Genomic DNA, 18,425 nt, shown 5'->3' on the forward strand with positions numbered 1-18,425 from the left:
TCAGCCTGATTGCCTGCTGCCTGATTACCTGCTTGCCTGCCTCCTTTCCTACCTGCGCGCTGCGCTGCATTCACGCCGCCCGCGCGAGCGCGCGCCGGTCGCGCAGCGTGCGCCAGCGCGCCGCGAGATTCGGAATCAGCACCGAAGCGAGCAGCAGCGCTCCGGTCACGATCGTGAGCGTCTCGCTCGACACGTCGACGAGCGTGAGCGCGTTCTTCAGTACACCTACGATCAAGAGCGAGAGCAGCACGCCATACATCGAGCCGCGCCCGCCAAAAATGCTCACGCCGCCGAACAGCACCGCCGCGATCACCGAAAGCTCGAAGCCCTCGCCGTTGTCGCCGCGCGCGCTCGTGAAACGCAGCGTGTAGACGATGCCCGCCAGCGCGCTCATCACGCCCGACATCACGAACAGACGCAGCTTGATTTTCGGCACGTCGATGCCCGAGAACGACGCGGCCGTGCTGTTCGCGCCGATCGCGAAGAGACTGCGCCCGAACGCCGTGGCCTGCAGCAGCACCGTGAACACGATGGCGCACGCCGCGACGATCAGGAACGGCAACGGGATGAACGTGCTACCCAGGTTGCTCATGCCGAAGAGCGTATAGCCGGCCGGAAAGTCGGCAATCGCCTGATCGCCGAGCAGCACGTAAGCGAGCCCGCGAAAGAGCGCGAGCGTGCCGATCGTCACCGCGAGCGACGGCAGGTTGAGCTTCACGATCACGAGCCCGTTGAAGAGGCCCGCAAGCCCGCCCGCGACGAGCACGAGCGCCATCGCGATCGGCATCGGCAAGCCCATGTGCCAGAGCACGCCCAGCAACGCGCTCGATGCGCCGAGCACCGAGGCCACCGAAAGATCGATCTCGGCGGCGACGATGATGAGCGTCATCGGCAGTGCCATCAGCGCGACTTCAGTGAGATCGGCGAGCACGTTGCTCAGGTTCGCGCCGCTCAGGAACACGGGCGACAGCACACGCCCCGTCACCAGCGAAGCGATCAGGATGACGACGAGCAGCGTTTCCCAGCTGAGCGGCAAGCCGGGCTTGCGCGTGAGCAGCGCGGCGTCGGGTTTCGGGGCGTTCTTAGCCATGGTCGCGTTTCCTCATCATGCGTTTTGCCACGGAGCGGGCGAGCAACGTGTCGGCGGCGATGGCGGCCACGATCAACGCGCCCTGGATCGCCTGCTCCCAGAAAGGCGAGACGTGCAGCACCACGAGCGCGATGCTGATCACGCCCAGTACGAGCGCACCGAGCGTCGCGCCGAGTATCGTGCCCACGCCGCCCGTGATCGCCACGCTGCCCACCACGGCAGCGGCCACGACCTGCAACTCGATACCCTTGGCGGTGCTCGCGTCCACGGTGCCGAAGCGTGCGAGCCACAGCGCACCCGCGAGGCCCGCAATTGCGCCGCTGATCAGGAACCCCGTGGCCACGCGGCGCTCCACGTTGATGCCGGCAAGGCGCGCCGCCTCCGGGTTCGAGCCGATCGCGTAATACTCGCGGCCCGGCCGGAACTGCTTGAGGTACACCGCGAGTGCGGCGAGCAGCACGAGCGCAATGAGCGCGAGCACCGGAATGCCGAGCACGACGCCCGTTGCGAGCCGCGAAAACGCATCGGGCAGGCTCGTTGCGTTGATCTGGCCGCCGTGCACCCACGCATAATCTGCACCCCGGAATATGTAGAGCGTGGAAAGCGTGGCGACGAGCGAAGGCACGCGCCCCACGGCCACGAGCAGCGCATTGATTGCGCCCGCAACGAGTCCGATGGCGAGCCCCGCGCCCAGCGCAATGAGCAAGGGCATATGCGGGAATACCACATAGAGACTGCCCACCGCATAGGCGCTGATGCCCACCGTCGAGCCCACTGAAAGATCGATGTGGCGCATCAGGATCACGATCGTCATGCCCGCGGTGAGCAGGCTCACGATGGAGACATTGAGCAGCACGTCGCGCAGGTTCTGCAGGTTCAGAAACTGCGGCCGCGCGAGCGCCGTGCCGCCCACGATCAGTAGCAAAACGACGAAGAGCGTGGTTTCGCGGCTGCGCGCCAGCGCTTCGGCGAGCGCGCCCGCATTGCGCCGCTGCGTGCGCGGCTCGTCGCCGTGCAGGGGATGAGGAGAGGTCGAATGGCGCATCATGCCGCGTGCCCCAGGTGAACGTTGGCCTCGCCGAGCGCGGCGCTCATGATGCGCTCTTCGTTGGCGTCGGCGCGGGCGATATCGGCGGTGATACGGCCTTCGTGCATGACGAGCACGCGGTCGGCCATGCCGAGCACTTCGGGCAGTTCGCTCGAGATCATCAGCACGGCCATGCCCTCGCGCACGAGCTCGGCAAGCGCGCCGTAGACCTCCGCTTTCGCGCCCACGTCGATGCCGCGCGTCGGTTCATCGATGATGAGCACCTTCGGCCCCGTGGCGAGCCACTTGCCGAGCACCACCTTCTGCTGGTTGCCGCCCGAGAGCGTGCCCACCGGCGCGTTCAGGTCGCTCGCCTTCAGGCGCAGGCGCGTGCCCCACTGGCCGGCCAGCTGCACCTCGCGCCCCGCCGAGATGAGACCGAAGCGCACTAGCCGCCCGAGCACCGTGAGCGACGCGTTGCGCGCGATGCTCAGTTCGAGCGCGAGACCTTGCTGACGCCGGTCTTCGGGCACGAGCGCGAGCCCCGCCTTCACGGCGACGGCGGGCTTGCCGAGCGCGAGCGGCTTGCCCGCAATCTGGATCTGCCCCGCGTCGCACGGGTCGATGCCGAAGACCGCGCGCGCCACTTCGCTGCGCCCCGCGCCCACGAGTCCCGCGAGCGCGACGATTTCGCCCGCGCGCACATCGAAGGAAATGTCCTTGAACACGCCGCGGCGCGTGAGGCCACGCACGCGCAGCATGACCTCTCCGGGCCGCACGTCCGCCTTCGGATAGAACGTGGCGAGATCGCGCCCCACCATCTTCGCGACAATGTCCTGCGTCTTGAGCGTGACCGTGGGGGCGTCGAACACCTTGGCGCCGTCGCGCATGATCGTCACGTGCTGCGTGAGCGCGAACACCTCTTCGAGACGGTGCGTGATGAAGAGGATCGCCACGCCGCGATCGCGCAGCGTGCGCGCGATCGTGAACAGCCGCTCGACTTCAGGCAGCGAGAGCGCGGCCGTCGGCTCGTCCATGATGAGCACGTTCGCGTTGAGCGAGAGCGCCTTCGCAATCTCGATCACCTGCTGGTCGGCAATCGAGAGGCCGCGCACGAGCCGCTCCGGCTTCAGATCGACGCCGAGCGAAGCGAGCAGCGTGGCCACTTCGCGATGCATCATGTCATAGTCGATGCGGCCGAAGCGATCCACGGGCTGGCGCCCCATGTAGATGTTCTCCGCAATCGAAAGATCGAAGAACAGTGTGGGCTCCTGATAAATCACCGCAATGCCCGCGTCGCGCGCCTGCGCGGGTGTAGCGAACTCGCGCGCGTGGCCGTCGATGCGCATCTCGCCGCCATCGGGCCGGTACACGCCCGCGAGTATCTTCACGAGCGTCGACTTGCCCGCGCCGTTTTCTCCGAGCAGCGCGTGCACCTCGCCGGGCATGAGCCTCAGGCTGCCATCTATGAGCGCACGCACGCGTCCGAACGACTTGCTTGCGTTACGCAGTTCGAGCCGCGGAGTGCCCTCTGCCCTGACCTCTGCTTGTGCTTCCACGCCTGTCTCCCCGTCGTTGCGCGCACACTCAAATGCGGTAGATACGCTCGGCGTTGCTGCGAAAGAGCCCCGCCTTCTCGCTCTCGCTCGCGCCGCTCACGATCGACGCATACGCATGCCATAGCTGCGAATAGCCGCCGAACAGTCGGTCCACCGGAAAGTTCGAGGCGAACATCGCACGATCCGTGCCGAACGCATCGATCGTTTCCAGCACGTAGGGTCGAAGGCTCTCGACGCTCCATGCATGGTCGAACATCGCCAGCCCGCTGATCTTCACCGCCACGTTCGGACACGCCGCGAGCATGCGCAGCCCATCGCGCCACGCGCGGTAGCCGGCCACGCTGTTGCGGTCGACGAACATGCCCGCGTGATTGAGCACGAACTGAATTCCGGGGTGGGCGCGCGCGAGCGCGGTGGCCTCTTCCATCTGCGAGGGATAAAGCTGCAGGTCGAACGAAAGACCGTGCTTTTCAAGCAGCGCGAAATGTTCTCGCCATGCCGCCTCGCGCATGTAATGCCGGCCCACGTAGTCATAGAGCCGGCTCTCGTGAACGTTGAGAATCTGGCGTATGCCGCGCGTGCGCGCAAATGCGGCGTGCGCTTCGAGCACCGCGGGCGCATTGGGCGCGCTCAGGTCGCAGGCGGCGACGATCGCGTCGGGCAACGCGCGCGCCTCGCCCGCGTGCGCAGCGGCGTCCGCGATCGACTCCAGCCAGCGCGTCTCCTCCACCGGATCGTCGGGATCGTGATTCGCTTCGACGTGCACGACCTTGAGCACGTCGATGTCGCCCGCCTCACGCAGCAGATCGGCGGGCAGATAGTTGTGCTTGAGCTCGCGCGCGTCGCCGACGAACGAGGTGCCCGGATTCGCGAGCCACGGGTAATGATGCGTATCGAGGTTCCAGAAGTGGACGTGCGGATCGACGACCTGCATGGCATGTTCCTCGCGTGAGCTTACGGCAACTGAAAGACCTGCACGAGCGGCTGCTGCAACGGCACGTTTTGCGCATCCGTCTGCATGATGTCGGCCATGTAATCCCACCATTTGCGCATGACGGGCAGTTCGGGCAGCGCGTCCATGGTGTGATCGTCGCGCCGTTGAAGCACGGCAAAGAGGTGATGGGTCGCTTCGTCGAGAAAGATGCGGTACTCGCTCACGCCCGCCTCGCGTAGCGCGCTCGCAAGCTCGGGCCAGATTTCGCGGTGACGCCGCTCGTATTCGTCCCGCTTGCCGGGGTCGAGCTGCATGCGAAACGCCATTGTTTCCATGATCGTGTCTCCGTCCAGCCTGCTGTCGTCATGCGGTTGGCGCGCCATGCCTCGGTATTTGCCCTGGCTTCGCGGCGCGCCCTGGCACGCGTTTTACATCGTTAGCGGCGTTGTGATCCGACTATAATTCCCGCATCGATAGCCAACCAATCCGATGTTGGGATCGGGCGATACACAAACCGGATCGCTGGGATGAACCATCAAAAAGCTGTCGTCGCACTCGTCAACCGGCTCAGATTCAAGCACCTCGCCCTGCTCGTCGCGCTCGACGACGCACGCAACGTCCATCAGGCCGCCGACGCCATCAACGTCGCCCAACCCAGCGCGAGCCGCATGCTGAGCGACATCGAGGAAGCGTTCGGCTTCCGGCTTTTCGAGCGCGCCGCGCGCGGCATGCAGCCCACCGCGCTTGGCGTCGTCACGCTCGCCTACGCGCGGCGCGCGCTCGCCGAGCTCACGCGCTTTGCAGAAGACCTCGACGTGAAGCGCCGCGGCGGGCACGGCCAGCTCACCGTGGGCGCCATCATGGGCGCTGCGCCCGACCTGCTCGCACAGGCCGTCGCCACGCTCAAGACCGAACGCCCGTTGCTGCATGTGCGCATCCTCGGCGAAACGAGCGACCAGGTCGTGCAATTGCTGCATCGCCGCGAAGTCGATCTCGCGCTCGGGCGGCTCACCACGCCGCTGCAACACAACGACTTCGGCTTCGAGCCGCTCGCTCGCGAAACGCTCGTGCTCGTGGTGCGCTCGCGCCATCCGCTCGCGCGGCGCGAGCAGGTCACGCTCGCGGAACTGATGGACTGGCCGTGGGTGGCGCAACCCATCACGAGCCCCGCACGCGAGCTGTTCGAAGGCGAGCTCGCGCGCGCTGGCCTCGGCACGCCCGTCAATCTCACCGAGTCGGCTTCGATCTTCGCCACACTGCAACTGCTCGAAAGCTTCGACGCGGTCGCCATGCTGCCCGAGTCGGTCGTGCGCGACCACGTACGCGGCAAGCTGCTCGTCGTGCTGCCGCTCGAGATCGGCAAGAGCCTGCCGGGATTCGGCGTGCTCACGCGCAAGAACGAACCGCTCGCCGAGCCCGCCGAACATTTCGTGGGCCTGCTGCGGCGCTTTTCGCAGCCGTTCGAGATGGACGACGTCGCTCACGATGGCTCGCGCGCCGCCGCGCTCACTTCCCATTGACGCCTCGCCGAATCGTCACGGCAGGTTCGCTGCGCGTTCACTGCAAGTTCACGAACAGGCCGCCGTCCACGAGCAAGGCCGCGCCCGTGACATAGCGTGCGCGGTCCGAGGCGAGAAACACCACGCATTCGGCCACGTCTTCGGGCGCGCCGAGCCGCCCGAGCGGAATGCGCTTCTCGAAGTACGCACGCTTGCTCTCGTCGCTCAGGTCCTCCGCGTTCAGGTCGGTGGCGATGGTGCCCGGCATCACCGAATTGCAGCGTATGCCGTACGGCCCGAGCGCAATGGCGCACGACTGCATGAGCGAATGCACGCCGGCCTTCGTGGGCGTGTAATGCGTCTGCATGCCTCCGCCCACGAGCGCGCTGATCGAGCTCGTCGCCACGATCGCGCCGCCCGTGCCCTGCTCCTTCATCTGCCGCGCGACGGCCTGCGTCACGTAGAACGCGCCGTTCAGGTTCACGCCTATCGTGCGTTCGAGCACGGCGGGCGGCATGTCGAGAAATGAATGGAACGGACAGATGCCTGCGTTGCTCGCGAGCACGTCCACCTTGCCGAAGCGCTCCACTGTCTGGCGCACGAGGTCCACGCCCGTTTGCGGCGCGGCCACGTTGCCTTCCAGCGCGATCGCGTGGCGCCCGAGCCGCCCGATCTCGTCGAGCACCTCGTCGATCGCCGAACGGCGGCCGTACGAGGCGTCGTTATCGCCCCAGTAGTTGATCGCGACATCGGCGCCCTCGCGGGCACTCGCAAGCGCGATGGCGCGGCCAATGCCGCGCGAACCGCCGGTAACGATCACCACCTTGTCCTTGAGCAGCACGTGTCTCTCCTCGTAGCCGTCGACTCGTCGCCGGCGTGAATCAGGGCGTGAATCAGTGGGTCAGTGGGTATACGGCCGGGATAGTTTGCAGTCCGGATTGAGCCGCACACCGAAGCCCGGTGCATCCGGCACCTTGAGCCGCCCCTTCACCGGCACCGGCTCGTCGAGCAGCAGCGGGGTGAACATCGGCACGACCTTGTCGGCCTTCGGCGCCATCATGAGGAACTCGGCGAATGGCGAGTTATGGCGCGTGACGACGAAGTGATAGCTGTACACCGAAGAGCCGTGCGGCACCACCAGCACGTTATGGGCGTCGGCCAGCGCCGAGATCTTGATGAGCTCGGTCATGCCGCCGCACCAGTTCACATCGGGCTGGATCAGATCGCAGCAGCCCATTTCGAGCAGCATGCGAAAGCCCCAGCGCGTGGCTTCGTGCTCGCCCGTGGACACCATCATGCCGCGCGGCACGTTGCGGCGCAGTTCGGCATAGCCCCAGTAATCGTCGGGCGGCAGGCATTCCTCGATCCACTTGAGGCCGTACTCGTGTGCGGCCTGCGCGAGGCGCGTGGCATAGCGCACATCGAGGCTCATCCAGCAGTCGTACATGAGCCAGAAGTCGTCGCCCACGCGCTCGCGCATCGTGGCCAGCAGTTCGATGTTCTTTCTTAAGCCTTCCTCACCTTCTGCCGGGCTGTGCAGCAACGGCAGCTTGCCGCCGATGAAGCCCATCTCCTTTGCAAGGTCGGGGCGCGCGCCCGTGGCGTAGAACATCAGCTCGTCACGCACGGGGCCCCCCAGCAGTTGATATACGGGCTCCTTGCGGATCTGCCCGAGCAGGTCCCACAGCGCGAGATCGACGCCCGAGATGGTGTTGAGCACGACGCCCTTGCGGCCATAGTAAAGCGTGGCGTAATACATCTGGTCCCACATCTTCTCGATGTCGGTCACCTGTTGCCCTTCGAGAAAGCGCGCGAGATGCTTCTCCACGATGAATGCGCCGATCTCGCCGCCCGTGGTCACCGCGAAGCCCACGGTGCCGTCGCTCGCCTCCACTTCCACGACGAGCGTGCCGAGCACGTCGATGCCGAACGAGCGGCGGCTCTGGCGATACTCGGGGTAGCGCGCCATGGGCGTGGCGATATGGTCGTCGATCCAGTGGCCGTCGGGCTGGTCGTGGTAGTCGGCGCCGCCGCCGCGCACGGTGAAGGCTCGCACGTGTTTGATGGTTGGCATGGCCATGGGACGTAGCTCCTTATAGTGGATTAGCGCGCGCGCCGCACGGGCGGTTCGAACGATGCAGCCGCCTGCGTTGCGGCGCGCGGCGCGACGATGAGAATGAGCAGCGCGGCGGCGAGGCTCGCGAGCCCGAGAAGTTCGAGGCCAGCCGCATGCGAAGCGAAGCTGTGATCGGCGGCGGCGCGCAGCATGGGCGCGACGAAGCCGCCCAGGCCGCCCAGCGAATTGATGAGCGCGATGCCGCTTGCCGAAGCCGCGCCCGCGAGGTCACGCGCCGGGAACGTCCAGAAGAGGGGCTGGGCCGCGATGAAGCCGCTCGCGGCGCAACACAGGCCCAGCATCGCGACGAACGCGCCCGCCGTGCCGCCAAGGCTCCCCGCCAGGCCCGAAACCGCGATGCCGACGCCCGACATCGCGAGCAGGCGCGCGGCCCATGCACGATGGCCGCCCAGGCGGTCCGCACGACGCGGCACGATCCACGTGAGCACGAGTGCGCACAGCCACGGCACGGCTGCAAGCAGACCCACCTTCAATCCCACCTTGGCGCCCACGAGCGAGGCCACCTGCTGCGGCAGAAAGAAGATCACGCCGTACACGCTCATCTGGATCAGCGCATAGATCGCGGCGTAGGCGAGCACGCGGCGGTCCAGCAGCGCGGCGAGCGCATCGCGCGGGCCGTGCGCGGCGGCCTCACGCGCATCGAGCTTGATCGCGCCGGCGAGCGCGCGGCGCTCGTCGGGGCTCAGCCACGGCGCGTCCTCGGGTTTGTCGACGAGATACCAGTAAGCCCACACGCCCACGGCCGAAGCGAGCCCGCCCTCCACGAGAAAGAGCCACTTCCAGCCCGTCAGCCCGAACGTGCCGTGCATGTCGATCAGAAGTCCTGACAATGGGCCGCCGAAGATGAACGCCAGCGGCGCGCCGAAATAGAACACGCCGATGGCGCGCGCACGCGAAGACTGTGGAAACCACTGCGTGAGGTAATAGATGATGCCGGGAAAGAAACCCGCCTCGGCCACACCCAGCAGGAATCGCAGCACATAGAAGGAAGTGGGCGACTGCACCCACGCCATCGCCGCCGAGATCAAGCCCCACGTGACCATGATGCGGCACATCCAGATGCGCGCGCCCACGCGGTGCAGGACGAGATTGCTCGGCACTTCGAAGAGCGCGTAGCCGACGAAGAACACGCCCGCGCCAAACGCGAACGCCGCATCGGAAAGGCCGGTATCGTGCTGGAGCGCCTTTTGCGCGAAGCCGATGTTCGCGCGGTCGAGAAACGCGAGCACGTACATCAGGAGCAGGAAGGGCAAGAGACGGCGCATGGCCTTGCGGCCTGCTACCCCTGCCAGCGTTGATGCCTCAGGCAACATCGATGTCTCCTTGCAAGCCTCATCCGGCGCTTGTCGAATGCCGCGCCGTTGTCGTGAGTCCGTGCGCGGTCGCACCGCCGCGCACGTTGGGTACTGCGCGCCTCAGTATGTCGCGCGACCGCCCGAAAGATCGAACACCGCGCCCGTGCTGAACGCGCAGTCTTCGGTTGTGAGCCACACGATCATCGAAGCCGCCTCGTCCGGCATCAGGAAGCGGTTCATCGGGATCTTCGCGAGCATGTAGTCGATATGCTGCTGCGACATCGAGTCGAAGATCTCGGTCTTCGCCGCGGCCGGCGTCACGGCGTTGACGAGCACATTCTTCGTCGCGAGCTCCTTGCCGAGCGACTTCGTCAGGCCGATGAGCCCGGCCTTCGAAGCACTGTAGTGCGAAGCATTCGGATTGCCTTCCTTGCCAGCAACCGAAGCAATGTTGACGATGCGTCCATAACCCTGCTCGATCATGTGCGGCACGACCGCGCGGCAGGTGAGATAGCTGCCGATCAGGTTCACCTCGATCACGCGGCGCCACATTTCCACGGGTAACTCCCAAGTGAGGCCATTGCCGCCCGTGATACCCGCGCTGTTCACGAGCGCGTGAATCGCGCCGTGTGCCTTCACGGTTTGCTGCACCGCCGCCTCGATCGAGGCTTCGTCGGTGAGTTCGACCGTCACCGCGGAAACGCTGCCGAGTTCGGACAACTCGGCGCGCGAGCGTTCGAGCCGCGCGGCGTCAATGTCCCACAGCGCGACCGCCGCGCCTGAGCGCAGCGCCCGCTGCGCCACTGCATAACCGAGTCCGCGCGCGCCGCCCGTCACGACCATCACGCGGTTCTTCAGATCAAGCTGATTCATTGCGCCTGCCCTCCTTGTGCCGCCGCGAGGCGTCGCCATTGTTTTCCGGGTTGCGATATGGGTGTAATCGTTTGCCCAGCCAATATAGGGGTAGGCCGATACCCGAACAATCCGAAAGCAACATGGGGCGATAGCGAAACCGGATCGATCCCTTTCAATCTCGTTGCACTACCTGAGCGCAGACGAACAAAATGCCCGCGAACGATGTGTGTCGTTCGCGGGCTTTGTGCGTGGCAACACGCCCTTCTCCAGGGCACGAAGGGGGATCAGTTCAAGGCATGCAGATAGTGATAGAGACCGGCTGCCGCCGCGCCGCCCACTAGCGGCCCGAGCACCGGAATCCACGCATAGCGCCAGTCGCTGTCGCGCTTACCGGGAATAGGCAGCAGCGCGTGCATGATGCGCGGCGAGAGATCGCGCGCCGGACTCATCGCGTAGCCGGTCGGACCGCCCAGCGAGATGCCAATGCCGAGCACCAGCAGGCCAACCGGCAGCGCGTCGAGCGCGCCGAGGCCCACCTGCGGCGAGGCCAGATAGAGCACGCCGAGGATCAGCACGAACGTGCAGATCGCCTCCGTCAACACGTTGTGCTTGACGCTGCGAATGGCGGGCGCCGTGCAGAACACCGCGAGCTTGAGGTCCGGGTCGGCCTCCTTCGCGAAATGCTGGCGATATGCGAGCCACACGAGCAGCGCGCCGGCCATGCCGCCCAGCATCTGCGCCGCGATATAGCCGCCCACCTTCGACCAGGCGAACTTGCCCGCGAGCGCGAGGCTGATCGTCACGATCGGATTGAGGTGCGCGCCGCTGAACGAGGCGGTCACGTAGACCGCCACGAATACGGCCATTGCCCAGCCCATCACGATCACGATGAGGTCGGCGCCCTTGCCCTTCGTTTTCGCGAGCAGCACGTTGGCCACAGCGCCGTTGCCGAGCAGGACGAGAATGGCAGTGCCGATGAATTCCGCAATATACGGTGACATGTTTGTCTCTTTGAGCGCGCGGCGCACGCGCGCAAGGCGCGTGCGATCCGTTCGCGGTTTTTGTTAGTTAGTTATGCTTGATTGATGCGAGCGTATTCGCGCCGCTCAGTGCGTGTCGTCGGCCCAGGCCTTGGCCGCGCGCACCGCGCGTTGCCAGCCCGCGCGGCAGGCGTCGACCTGGACGGCCGGCATCGAAGGAGCAAAGCGCCGGTCGAGCTTCCACTGGCTCTGCAGCTCGCCCACGTTCTGCCAGTAGCCGGTCGCGAGGCCCGCAAGATAAGCCGCGCCTAGCGCGGTGGTTTCGGTGATCTGCGGGCGCACCGCGTCCACACCGAGCAGGTCGGCCTGGAACTGCATGAGCAGATTGTTCGCGCTCGCGCCGCCATCCACGCGCAGCTCACCCACGCTGATGCCGGAATCCGCTTCCATGGCCGCGAGCACGTCGAGCGACTGGTAGGCGATCGAATCGAGTGCCGCGCGGGCGAGATGCGCCGAGGTCGTGCCGCGCGTCACGCCAAACAGCGTGCCGCGCGCGTGCGCATTCCAGTGCGGCGCACCGAGGCCCGCAAAGGCCGGCACGAGGTACACGCCGTCGGTGTGCGGCACGCTCGCGGCGAGCGCCTCGATTTCCGCTGCGCTCTTGATGATGCCCATGCCATCGCGCAGCCATTGCACGACCGCGCCTGCGATGAAGATGCTGCCTTCGAGCGCATAGTTGACCTCGTCGCCGATCTGCCAGGCGATCGTGGTCACGAGGTTGTTCTTCGATTCGATGGGCTTGGCGCCCGTGTTCATCATCAGGAAGCAGCCCGTGCCGTAGGTGTTCTTCACCATGCCCGAGCTCGTGCACATCTGGCCGAACAGCGCGGCCTGCTGGTCGCCTGCGATGCCGGCTAGCGGAATTTTCGAGGCGAACACCGTGGTCTTGGTGGGCCCGTAGATCTCCGAGGACGAGCGCACTTCGGGCAGCATACTGCGCGGAATTTCGAGCGCGTCGAGCAGCTCGTCGTCCCATTCGCGCGTGTGGATATTGAAGAGCATGGTGCGCGACGCGTTCGTCACGTCGGTCACGTGCAGCTCATGCTTCGTGAAGTTCCACACGAGCCAGCTATCCACGGTGCCGAATGCGAGCTTCCCCTGCCGCGCCTTTTCGCGCGCGCCGGGCACGTTGTCGAGAATCCAGCGGATCTTCGTTGCTGAGAAGTACGAATCGATCGGCAAACCGGTCTTCGCGCGCACCTTCTCCTCGAGGCCGCGCGCCTTGAGCGAGTCGCAGAAGTCGGCCGTGCGACGGTCCTGCCAGACAATGGCGTTATAGATGGGATGACCGGTTTCGCGGTCCCAGACGATGGTCGTCTCGCGCTGGTTCGTGATGCCGATCGCAGCGATGTTGGTGCCGTTCAGGCCCGCGCGGGTCACGGCTTCGGCGGCCACGCCGGCCTGCGTCGACCAGATTTCCTGTGGATCGTGCTCGACCCAGCCCGGCTGAGGATAAATCTGTTCGAACTCCTTCTGGGCAATCGAAACGATGTTGCCCTGGCGGTCAAAAAGCATGGCGCGCGAGCTCGTGGTGCCCTGGTCGAGCGCGAGAATGTACTGTTCCTGCATGTCTCTCATCTCCATCCGTACGTAGTTGTGATATCGCGCCGCAGGAAACGGCGCGTGGGGGCGAAAACCGGCGAACTTCAGTGCTGCGCGGTCGCCGTCGCGCTTGCTGCGGCAAACCAGTTGTCTATCGCGGCGGCCACGCTGGTCAGCGTACCCGGCGCGACATGCAGGCCGAGCTTCGAACGCCGCCACAGCACGTCTTCGGCGCGCGTGGCCCATTCGGCTTCGCGCAGGTAGCGCAATTCGGCTTCGTAGATGCCAGGCGCGACTTCCGTGCCCAGGTCCGCGAGCGATTGCGCACCGGCTACGAGGCGCTCGGCGCGCGTGCCGTACGCACGCGCATAGCGGCGCGCGAGCGCGGCGGGCAGCCAGGTGTGGCGTTTGGCGAAGTCCTGGGCAAAAGGCTCAAAGCGCGCCTGGGCGATGTCGCCGCCCGGCAGCGGCACACCGGCGGTCCAAGCGGGCGCGGTGTGGCCAAGTGCGCCGCAGAGCAGGTCCGAAGCCTCTTCCGCGAGCTTGCGAAACGTCGTGATCTTGCCACCGAACACCGAAAGCAGCGGCGCGCCCGCCGTTGCGTCGAGTTCGAGCTTGTAGTCGCGCGTGACGGCGGATGCGTTCTCCGCGCCCTCTTCTTCGAGCAGCGGACGCACGCCCGAGTAGGTCCATTGCACGTCGGCAGGGGATATCTTGCGCTTGAAATAGCGGTTGATCGACTCGCACAGATAGCGTGTTTCGTCGCCGTCGATCGACACCTTCGCGGGGTCGTTGCGATATTCCACGTCGGTCGTGCCGATCAGCGTGAAGTCGTGTTCGTACGGAATCGCGAAGATGATGCGCTTGTCCGGGTTCTGGAAGATGTAAGCGTGATCGTGCTCGAACAGCCGCTTCGTCACGATATGGCTGCCCTTCACGAGCCGCACGCTGTGTTGCGCGCCATGTCCGATCGCGCCATGCAGCACGTCGCCCACCCACGGGCCGGCCGCGTTGGCAATGGCGCGCGCGCGTACGTCGAAGGTGCTGCCGTCCGGGCGGCGCAGGATCGCCTGCCATTCGCCGCCTGCACCACCCGTTCGCTGCGCGGAAACGAGCTTCGTGCGCGTGAGGATTTGTGCGCCGTGCTCTTTCGCGTCGAGCGCATTGAGCACCACCAGACGGGCGTCGTCCACCCAGCCGTCCGAGTAGACGAAACCGCGCCGGATCGAATCGATGAGCGGCGCGCCTGCCGCATGGCGGCGCATGTCGATGCCGTGCGAGCCCGGCAGCAATTCGCGCCTGGCGAGATGATCGTAGAGGAAGAGGCCGAGGCGGATCAGCCATGCGGGACGCAGGTTCGGCATGTGCGGCATGACGAAACGCAGCGGCCACATGATGTGGGGAGCCGCGCGCAGCAACGTTTCGCGCTCCTGCAACGCCTTGCGCACGAGCCCGAACTCCCTGTACTCGAGATAGCGCAGCCCGCCGTGAATCAGCTTGGTGCTGGCCGAGGAAGTGTGCGAGGCGAGATCGTCCTGCTCGCAAAGCAGCACCGACAGGCCGCGCCCGGCTGCATCGCGCGCGATGCCCGCGCCGTTGATCCCGCCGCCCACGACGAGCAGATCGTACCGGTTCTGTTGAGTCACCTGCTCTCCCTGAAAGTCGATCGAACCTCAAAATGTTCGAATTCGAAATTTATCGAACACTAACGAAAAAGTAAAGGTTCGATTTTGTAGCTTATGCACGAAATGTGTGCGCGAACGAGCAAAAACGAAAACGGGGCGCGATGATAGGGAAGAGAACGGCGGGTGACGGGCGCGTCCGGCAATTCAGGCGCGAACGCGAAACGCAGCGCTACGCGGGCGCGCTTGAGCGGCAAGTCGGGCACGCCGATGCGTTGCCTGTCGACATCACGCGAACATCACGCGAACATCACGCGGACATTACGCGGGCAGCACGCGGCCCGCGCTCAGGCAGCACGCGAAATGAGCCGGAAACGCGCCGGATTTCAGATGAAGATGCGCTGAAAAGCGCGAATGAAAATCGCCGCCTACGCGGCGACATGCACCTGCGTGCCCGCGGCCGCAACGGCCTCGCTCATTTCCGCGGGCAATGGCTGGTCGGTGAAAAGCGCGTGGATCTGGCTCAGATGTCCCTGGCGCACGAGCGCGGGGCGGCCGACCTTCGAATGGTCCGCCACGAGGTAGACCGTGCGCGCATGCTCGATGATGGCCTGCGCCACGCGTACCTCGCGCGTGTCGAAGTCGCGCAGCGTACCGTCGGTCTCGATGGCCGAAGTGCCGATGATGGCGTAGTCCACCTTGAACTGGCGGATCAAGTCGATAGTGTGCTCGCCGACGATGCCCTTGTCCCACGGGCGCACGACGCCGCCGGTGATCATCACTTCGCAGTCGGGGTAGCCGCTCATCATGCTCGCGACATTCAGATTGTTCGTGATGACGCGCAAGCCCCGGTGGTGGTTCAGCGCGCGCGCGACCTCTTCGGTCGTCGTGCCGAGGTTGATGAACAGCGAAGCCTGATCGGGAATGTGCTGGGCTGCGAGTGCCGCGATGCGGCGCTTCTCCTCATGAAACATGTGCTGCCGCGCACTGTACGAGACGTTCTCCGCACTCGTGGGCAAGCTCGCGCCGCCGTGATAGCGGCGCAGGAGATTCATGTCGGCGAGCCAGTTCACGTCGCGGCGGATGGTTTGCGGCGTGACGTCGAAATGCGAGGCGAGATCGTCGACCGTGACGAAGCCGTCACGTTGCACCCATTCGAGCATTTCCTGCTGGCGCGCGTTCAGGGTGAGGCGAGGATCTCGTGTCATTGGCTCGTTCGGCAGGCGTGTGAGGGCTGGCCCTATTGTAAGGGCTAGCGACGCAGCGGGCCGGGACCCGCCGCGCGCCGGCGCGCTTTGCTCGATGCTGGGGTTCGTGCACACGGCATGCGCCGGGCAATTCGCCCGGTTTGCATGCGCAAGGCGGCGGTGGACGCGAACCCGCTCGAACGCCTGATGGACAGGGGCTGCGTGCGAGTTCGCGTCGCCGGGATTCGCACGCGGGTTCGCGCGGGAAACCAGGCAGACGGGGTCGCTCGTCGAGACATGGCGGCATATCGAAAGAGCCAGAGACCGGCGCTCCCGATCGCCATGGGAAGCGACCCTGCTGACGGACTACGGCGCTGCTTACTGGTAGCTGGTCACCACGGTGACGGCCGCTGTTCCGCTCGTCGCGTGATCGCTCTTGAGAGAGAGCTTCAGTACCCCACCCGAACCGCTCAAGTGGTACTCCCCGATCTTGTCAGGCTTGACTTCGTGGCCCGCGGTATCCGTGAAGCGCGCATCGACGGGCGCGTGGCTGCCGGAATTCGTATTGCCCATGGCGACGAGCGAGATGTTGGCGACGGGCGCTGAATTAGGCTCAGCCGCATACGTCACGCTGACTTCCTGCGCCGCGCTGCCTGCCACGCCGCCCGATGTCGTGAGCGCCGTGCCGGCCACCGGCGCGACATCAAACGGCGGCGCGACGATCGCGCCTATGAAATGAATGGTCCCGCCTGCGGCGGCCAACGCCATCGCGGGTGCACACAGACACGCCGCCACGAGCGCAGCCACATGATTAGCCGGCGATCCTGCCCATCGATGCCCTGCTTTCATCACGACCTCCACACGAGAATCCCCGGACCGCCAGATGACTGTCCGGCCCTACGAATCTCTTTACGGCAGATCGCGACGAAGTCTTGAGCGTTTTTAACAATGTAAGTTGGTCGGTTCGAAACGCTTTTACACGCGCACTTTCATCGCGCTTGTAGCCGCCGCGGTTGGGCGCGCGCGTATCAAGGTTGCCTCCATGCGCTTCGAATTCAACGTCTGTCAGTGGTGGACCGTTTGGCCCCGCAATCACGAATGCGCGGCATTGTGCCTCGCCTGCTCGATCTCCACGCTCGCGGCTCACGTCACCGTTGAAAACGGCATACCAGCAATGGGATTCGCTTCAGCATCCGGCAGATCGGGCCGATATTCGAACAGCGCGCCCGCAAGCCGCGGCCAGAATGCGCCCGCACCATCGGCTAAAATGCGGCGCTTTCCCTCAGCTCCCGCCATTTCCCCGATGCAATCCGCCTCGCCCGCCCAGCCCGCCTCGCGCGGCGCCGGCGACACCGAACACGCCCACGACCTCGTCTACGGCCCCGAAGACCGCCCCGCTCCGACCATCGCCTTCGTCGCCGCCCTGCAGCACCTGCTGGCGATCCTCGTGCCCATCGTCACGCCGGGCCTCCTGATCTGTCAGGCGCTGAACGTCTCCAGCCACGACACCACGCTGATCGTCTCGATGTCGCTCGTCATCTCGGGCATCGCCACGTTCCTGCAGTGCAAACGCATCGGGCCGCTCGGCGCAGGCCTTCTCATCGTGCAGGGCACGAGCTTCAACTTCGTGGGGCCGCTCATCGCCGGCGGCAGCCTGATGGTCAAGCAGGGCACGCCCGTCGAAACCGTGATGGCCGCCATTTTCGGCGTCGTCATCGCAGGCTCGTTCGTCGAAATGGGCGTTTCGCGCATCTTGCCCTTCATCAAGCGCCTCATCACGCCACTCGTCACCGGCATCGTGGTCCTGCTGATCGGCCTCACGCTCATCAAGGTCGGCCTCATCAGCATGGGCGGCGGCTACGGGGCCATCGCCAAGGGCAACTTCGCGAGCGCCGAAAACCTCACGCTTTCCGGCCTCGTGCTCGGCACCATCATCGTGCTGAACCGCGTGCCTGTCGTGTGGGTGCGCAGCACCGCGCTCGTCATTGCGCTGGCCATCGGCTATATCGTTGCGGGCGCAATGGGTCGCCTCGACTTCACCGGTGCGCGCGAGGCCGCGCTGTTCCAGATTCCGACGCCGCTGCACTTCGGCCTGGGCTTCTCGTGGTCGCTCTTCGTGCCGATGCTGATCATTTACCTCGTCACTTCGCTCGAAGCGATCGGCGACGTCACGGCGACCAGCAAGATCTCGAAGGAACCCGTGGAAGGCCCGGTGTGGATGCGGCGCATCAAGGGCGGCGTGCTCGTGAACGGTTTTAACTCGCTGCTGGCCGGCGTGTTCAACACGTTCCCGAGTTCGGTGTTCGCGCAGAACAACGGCGTGATCCAGCTGACCGGCATCGCCAGCCGTCACGTGGGCGTGTGGATCGCGGGCATGCTCGTGGTGCTGGGCCTCTTCCCGCCCGTTGCGGGCGTGCTCCAGGCCGTGCCCGAGCCCGTGCTGGGCGGCGCAGCAATGGTGATGTTCGGCGCGGTGGCCGCTTCGGGCATCAACATTCTCGCGGGCACCCGGCTCGACCGCCGCGCGCTGCTGATCATCGCGGTGTCGCTCGCGCTGGGTCTGGGCGTCTCGCAGGTGCCGGAGATCCTGACCAGCCTGCCGCATGCGCTGAAGAACGTGCTGGAGTCGGGCGTCGCC

The 18,425-nt window shown here is 65.7% G+C and carries 16 protein-coding genes; 2 read left to right on the forward strand and 14 right to left on the reverse strand.

Annotation, left to right across the window (positions count from 1 at the left end; genetic code table 11):
- Positions 1–70 precede the first annotated feature (70 nt).
- Genes VMJ11_RS23040 through rhaM form a run of 5 tightly spaced genes read right to left on the reverse strand, consistent with a single transcriptional unit; the run spans position 71 to position 4,945 of the window.
- Positions 71–1,090, reverse strand: coding sequence for an ABC transporter permease (locus VMJ11_RS23040; RefSeq protein ID WP_325622107.1), 1,020 nt, complete (start codon positions 1,088–1,090; stop codon positions 71–73).
- Positions 1,083–2,138: an ABC transporter permease gene (locus VMJ11_RS23045; RefSeq protein ID WP_325622109.1), complete on the reverse strand. Its 1,056-nt coding sequence runs from the start codon at positions 2,136–2,138 to the stop codon at positions 1,083–1,085. The genes VMJ11_RS23040 and VMJ11_RS23045 overlap by 8 nt, the downstream gene beginning before the upstream one ends.
- Positions 2,135–3,676, reverse strand: a complete 1,542-nt coding sequence (locus tag VMJ11_RS23050) for a sugar ABC transporter ATP-binding protein (RefSeq protein ID WP_325622111.1) — start codon at positions 3,674–3,676, stop codon at positions 2,135–2,137. The genes VMJ11_RS23045 and VMJ11_RS23050 overlap by 4 nt, the downstream gene beginning before the upstream one ends.
- Positions 3,677–3,704: 28 nt before the next feature.
- Entirely contained in the window at positions 3,705–4,610 is a 906-nt protein-coding gene (locus tag VMJ11_RS23055) for an amidohydrolase family protein (RefSeq protein ID WP_325622113.1), read from the reverse strand.
- 20 nt (positions 4,611–4,630) lie between these two features.
- Complete coding sequence (gene rhaM, locus VMJ11_RS23060) at positions 4,631–4,945, reverse strand: L-rhamnose mutarotase (RefSeq protein WP_325622114.1); 315 nt, start codon at positions 4,943–4,945, stop codon at positions 4,631–4,633.
- 192 nt (positions 4,946–5,137) lie between these two features.
- On the opposite strand from rhaM, the gene VMJ11_RS23065 reads away from it, so the two are divergent.
- Positions 5,138–6,130, forward strand: coding sequence for a LysR family transcriptional regulator (locus tag VMJ11_RS23065; protein ID WP_325622116.1), 993 nt, complete (start codon positions 5,138–5,140; stop codon positions 6,128–6,130).
- A 37-nt stretch (positions 6,131–6,167) separates the two neighbouring features.
- On the opposite strand, the gene VMJ11_RS23070 is transcribed toward VMJ11_RS23065, so the two are convergent.
- From VMJ11_RS23070 to VMJ11_RS23110, 9 genes are all read right to left on the reverse strand, one after another.
- Complete coding sequence (locus VMJ11_RS23070; RefSeq protein WP_325622118.1) at positions 6,168–6,950, reverse strand: SDR family NAD(P)-dependent oxidoreductase; 783 nt, start codon at positions 6,948–6,950, stop codon at positions 6,168–6,170.
- Positions 6,951–7,010: 60 nt separating this feature from the next.
- Entirely contained in the window at positions 7,011–8,189 is a 1,179-nt protein-coding gene (rhmD, locus tag VMJ11_RS23075) for an L-rhamnonate dehydratase (RefSeq protein WP_325622120.1), read from the reverse strand.
- 23 nt (positions 8,190–8,212) lie between these two features.
- Positions 8,213–9,559 carry an MFS transporter gene (locus VMJ11_RS23080; protein ID WP_325622122.1) on the reverse strand — a complete coding sequence of 449 codons (1,347 nt, stop codon included), beginning with the start codon at positions 9,557–9,559 and terminating at the stop codon, positions 8,213–8,215.
- A 102-nt stretch (positions 9,560–9,661) separates the two neighbouring features.
- The gene (locus VMJ11_RS23085; protein ID WP_325622124.1) at positions 9,662–10,414 is read right to left on the reverse strand and encodes an SDR family NAD(P)-dependent oxidoreductase; all 753 of its coding nucleotides are present in this window, start codon (positions 10,412–10,414) and stop codon (positions 9,662–9,664) included.
- Positions 10,415–10,680: 266 nt separating this feature from the next.
- A complete protein-coding gene (locus VMJ11_RS23090) occupies positions 10,681–11,397 on the reverse strand; it encodes an MIP/aquaporin family protein (RefSeq protein ID WP_325622126.1) in 717 nt (238 codons plus the stop codon).
- A 105-nt stretch (positions 11,398–11,502) separates the two neighbouring features.
- Positions 11,503–13,005, reverse strand: coding sequence for a glycerol kinase GlpK (gene glpK / locus VMJ11_RS23095; protein WP_325622128.1), 1,503 nt, complete (start codon positions 13,003–13,005; stop codon positions 11,503–11,505).
- A gap of 77 nt (positions 13,006–13,082) precedes the next feature.
- On the reverse strand, positions 13,083–14,624 hold the full coding sequence (glpD, locus tag VMJ11_RS23100) for a glycerol-3-phosphate dehydrogenase (protein WP_325622130.1): 1,542 nt from the start codon (positions 14,622–14,624) through the stop codon (positions 13,083–13,085).
- Between the two features lie 404 nt (positions 14,625–15,028).
- Complete coding sequence (locus VMJ11_RS23105; RefSeq protein WP_325622132.1) at positions 15,029–15,808, reverse strand: DeoR/GlpR family DNA-binding transcription regulator; 780 nt, start codon at positions 15,806–15,808, stop codon at positions 15,029–15,031.
- A 357-nt stretch (positions 15,809–16,165) separates the two neighbouring features.
- The gene (locus tag VMJ11_RS23110) at positions 16,166–16,648 is read right to left on the reverse strand and encodes a hypothetical protein (RefSeq protein WP_325622134.1); all 483 of its coding nucleotides are present in this window, start codon (positions 16,646–16,648) and stop codon (positions 16,166–16,168) included.
- Positions 16,649–17,090: 442 nt separating this feature from the next.
- Here VMJ11_RS23110 and VMJ11_RS23115 point away from each other — a divergent pair.
- A partial coding sequence (locus tag VMJ11_RS23115; protein ID WP_325622136.1) for a nucleobase:cation symporter-2 family protein occupies positions 17,091–18,425 on the forward strand: 1,335 nt, incomplete at its 3' end.

It is taken from the genome of Paraburkholderia sp., from assembly GCF_035501035.1.
GTDB lineage: Bacteria > Pseudomonadota > Gammaproteobacteria > Burkholderiales > Burkholderiaceae > Paraburkholderia.

Bases quoted from the DNA above. Each gene is read 5' to 3' on its own strand.
- VMJ11_RS23040 (WP_325622107.1), bottom strand. From the start codon at position 1,090: ATGGCTAAGAACGCCCCGAAACCCGACGCCGCGCTGCTCACGCGCAAG.
- VMJ11_RS23045 (WP_325622109.1), bottom strand. From the start codon at position 2,138: ATGATGCGCCATTCGACCTCTCCTCATCCCCTGCACGGCGACGAGCCG.
- VMJ11_RS23055 (WP_325622113.1), bottom strand. From the start codon at position 4,610: ATGCAGGTCGTCGATCCGCACGTCCACTTCTGGAACCTCGATACGCAT.
- rhaM (WP_325622114.1), bottom strand. From the start codon at position 4,945: ATGGAAACAATGGCGTTTCGCATGCAGCTCGACCCCGGCAAGCGGGAC.
- VMJ11_RS23065 (WP_325622116.1), top strand. From the start codon at position 5,138: ATGAACCATCAAAAAGCTGTCGTCGCACTCGTCAACCGGCTCAGATTC.
- rhmD (WP_325622120.1), bottom strand. From the start codon at position 8,189: ATGGCCATGCCAACCATCAAACACGTGCGAGCCTTCACCGTGCGCGGC.
- VMJ11_RS23080 (WP_325622122.1), bottom strand. From the start codon at position 9,559: ATGTTGCCTGAGGCATCAACGCTGGCAGGGGTAGCAGGCCGCAAGGCC.
- VMJ11_RS23085 (WP_325622124.1), bottom strand. From the start codon at position 10,414: ATGAATCAGCTTGATCTGAAGAACCGCGTGATGGTCGTGACGGGCGGC.
- VMJ11_RS23090 (WP_325622126.1), bottom strand. From the start codon at position 11,397: ATGTCACCGTATATTGCGGAATTCATCGGCACTGCCATTCTCGTCCTG.
- glpK (WP_325622128.1), bottom strand. From the start codon at position 13,005: ATGCAGGAACAGTACATTCTCGCGCTCGACCAGGGCACCACGAGCTCG.
- VMJ11_RS23105 (WP_325622132.1), bottom strand. From the start codon at position 15,808: ATGACACGAGATCCTCGCCTCACCCTGAACGCGCGCCAGCAGGAAATG.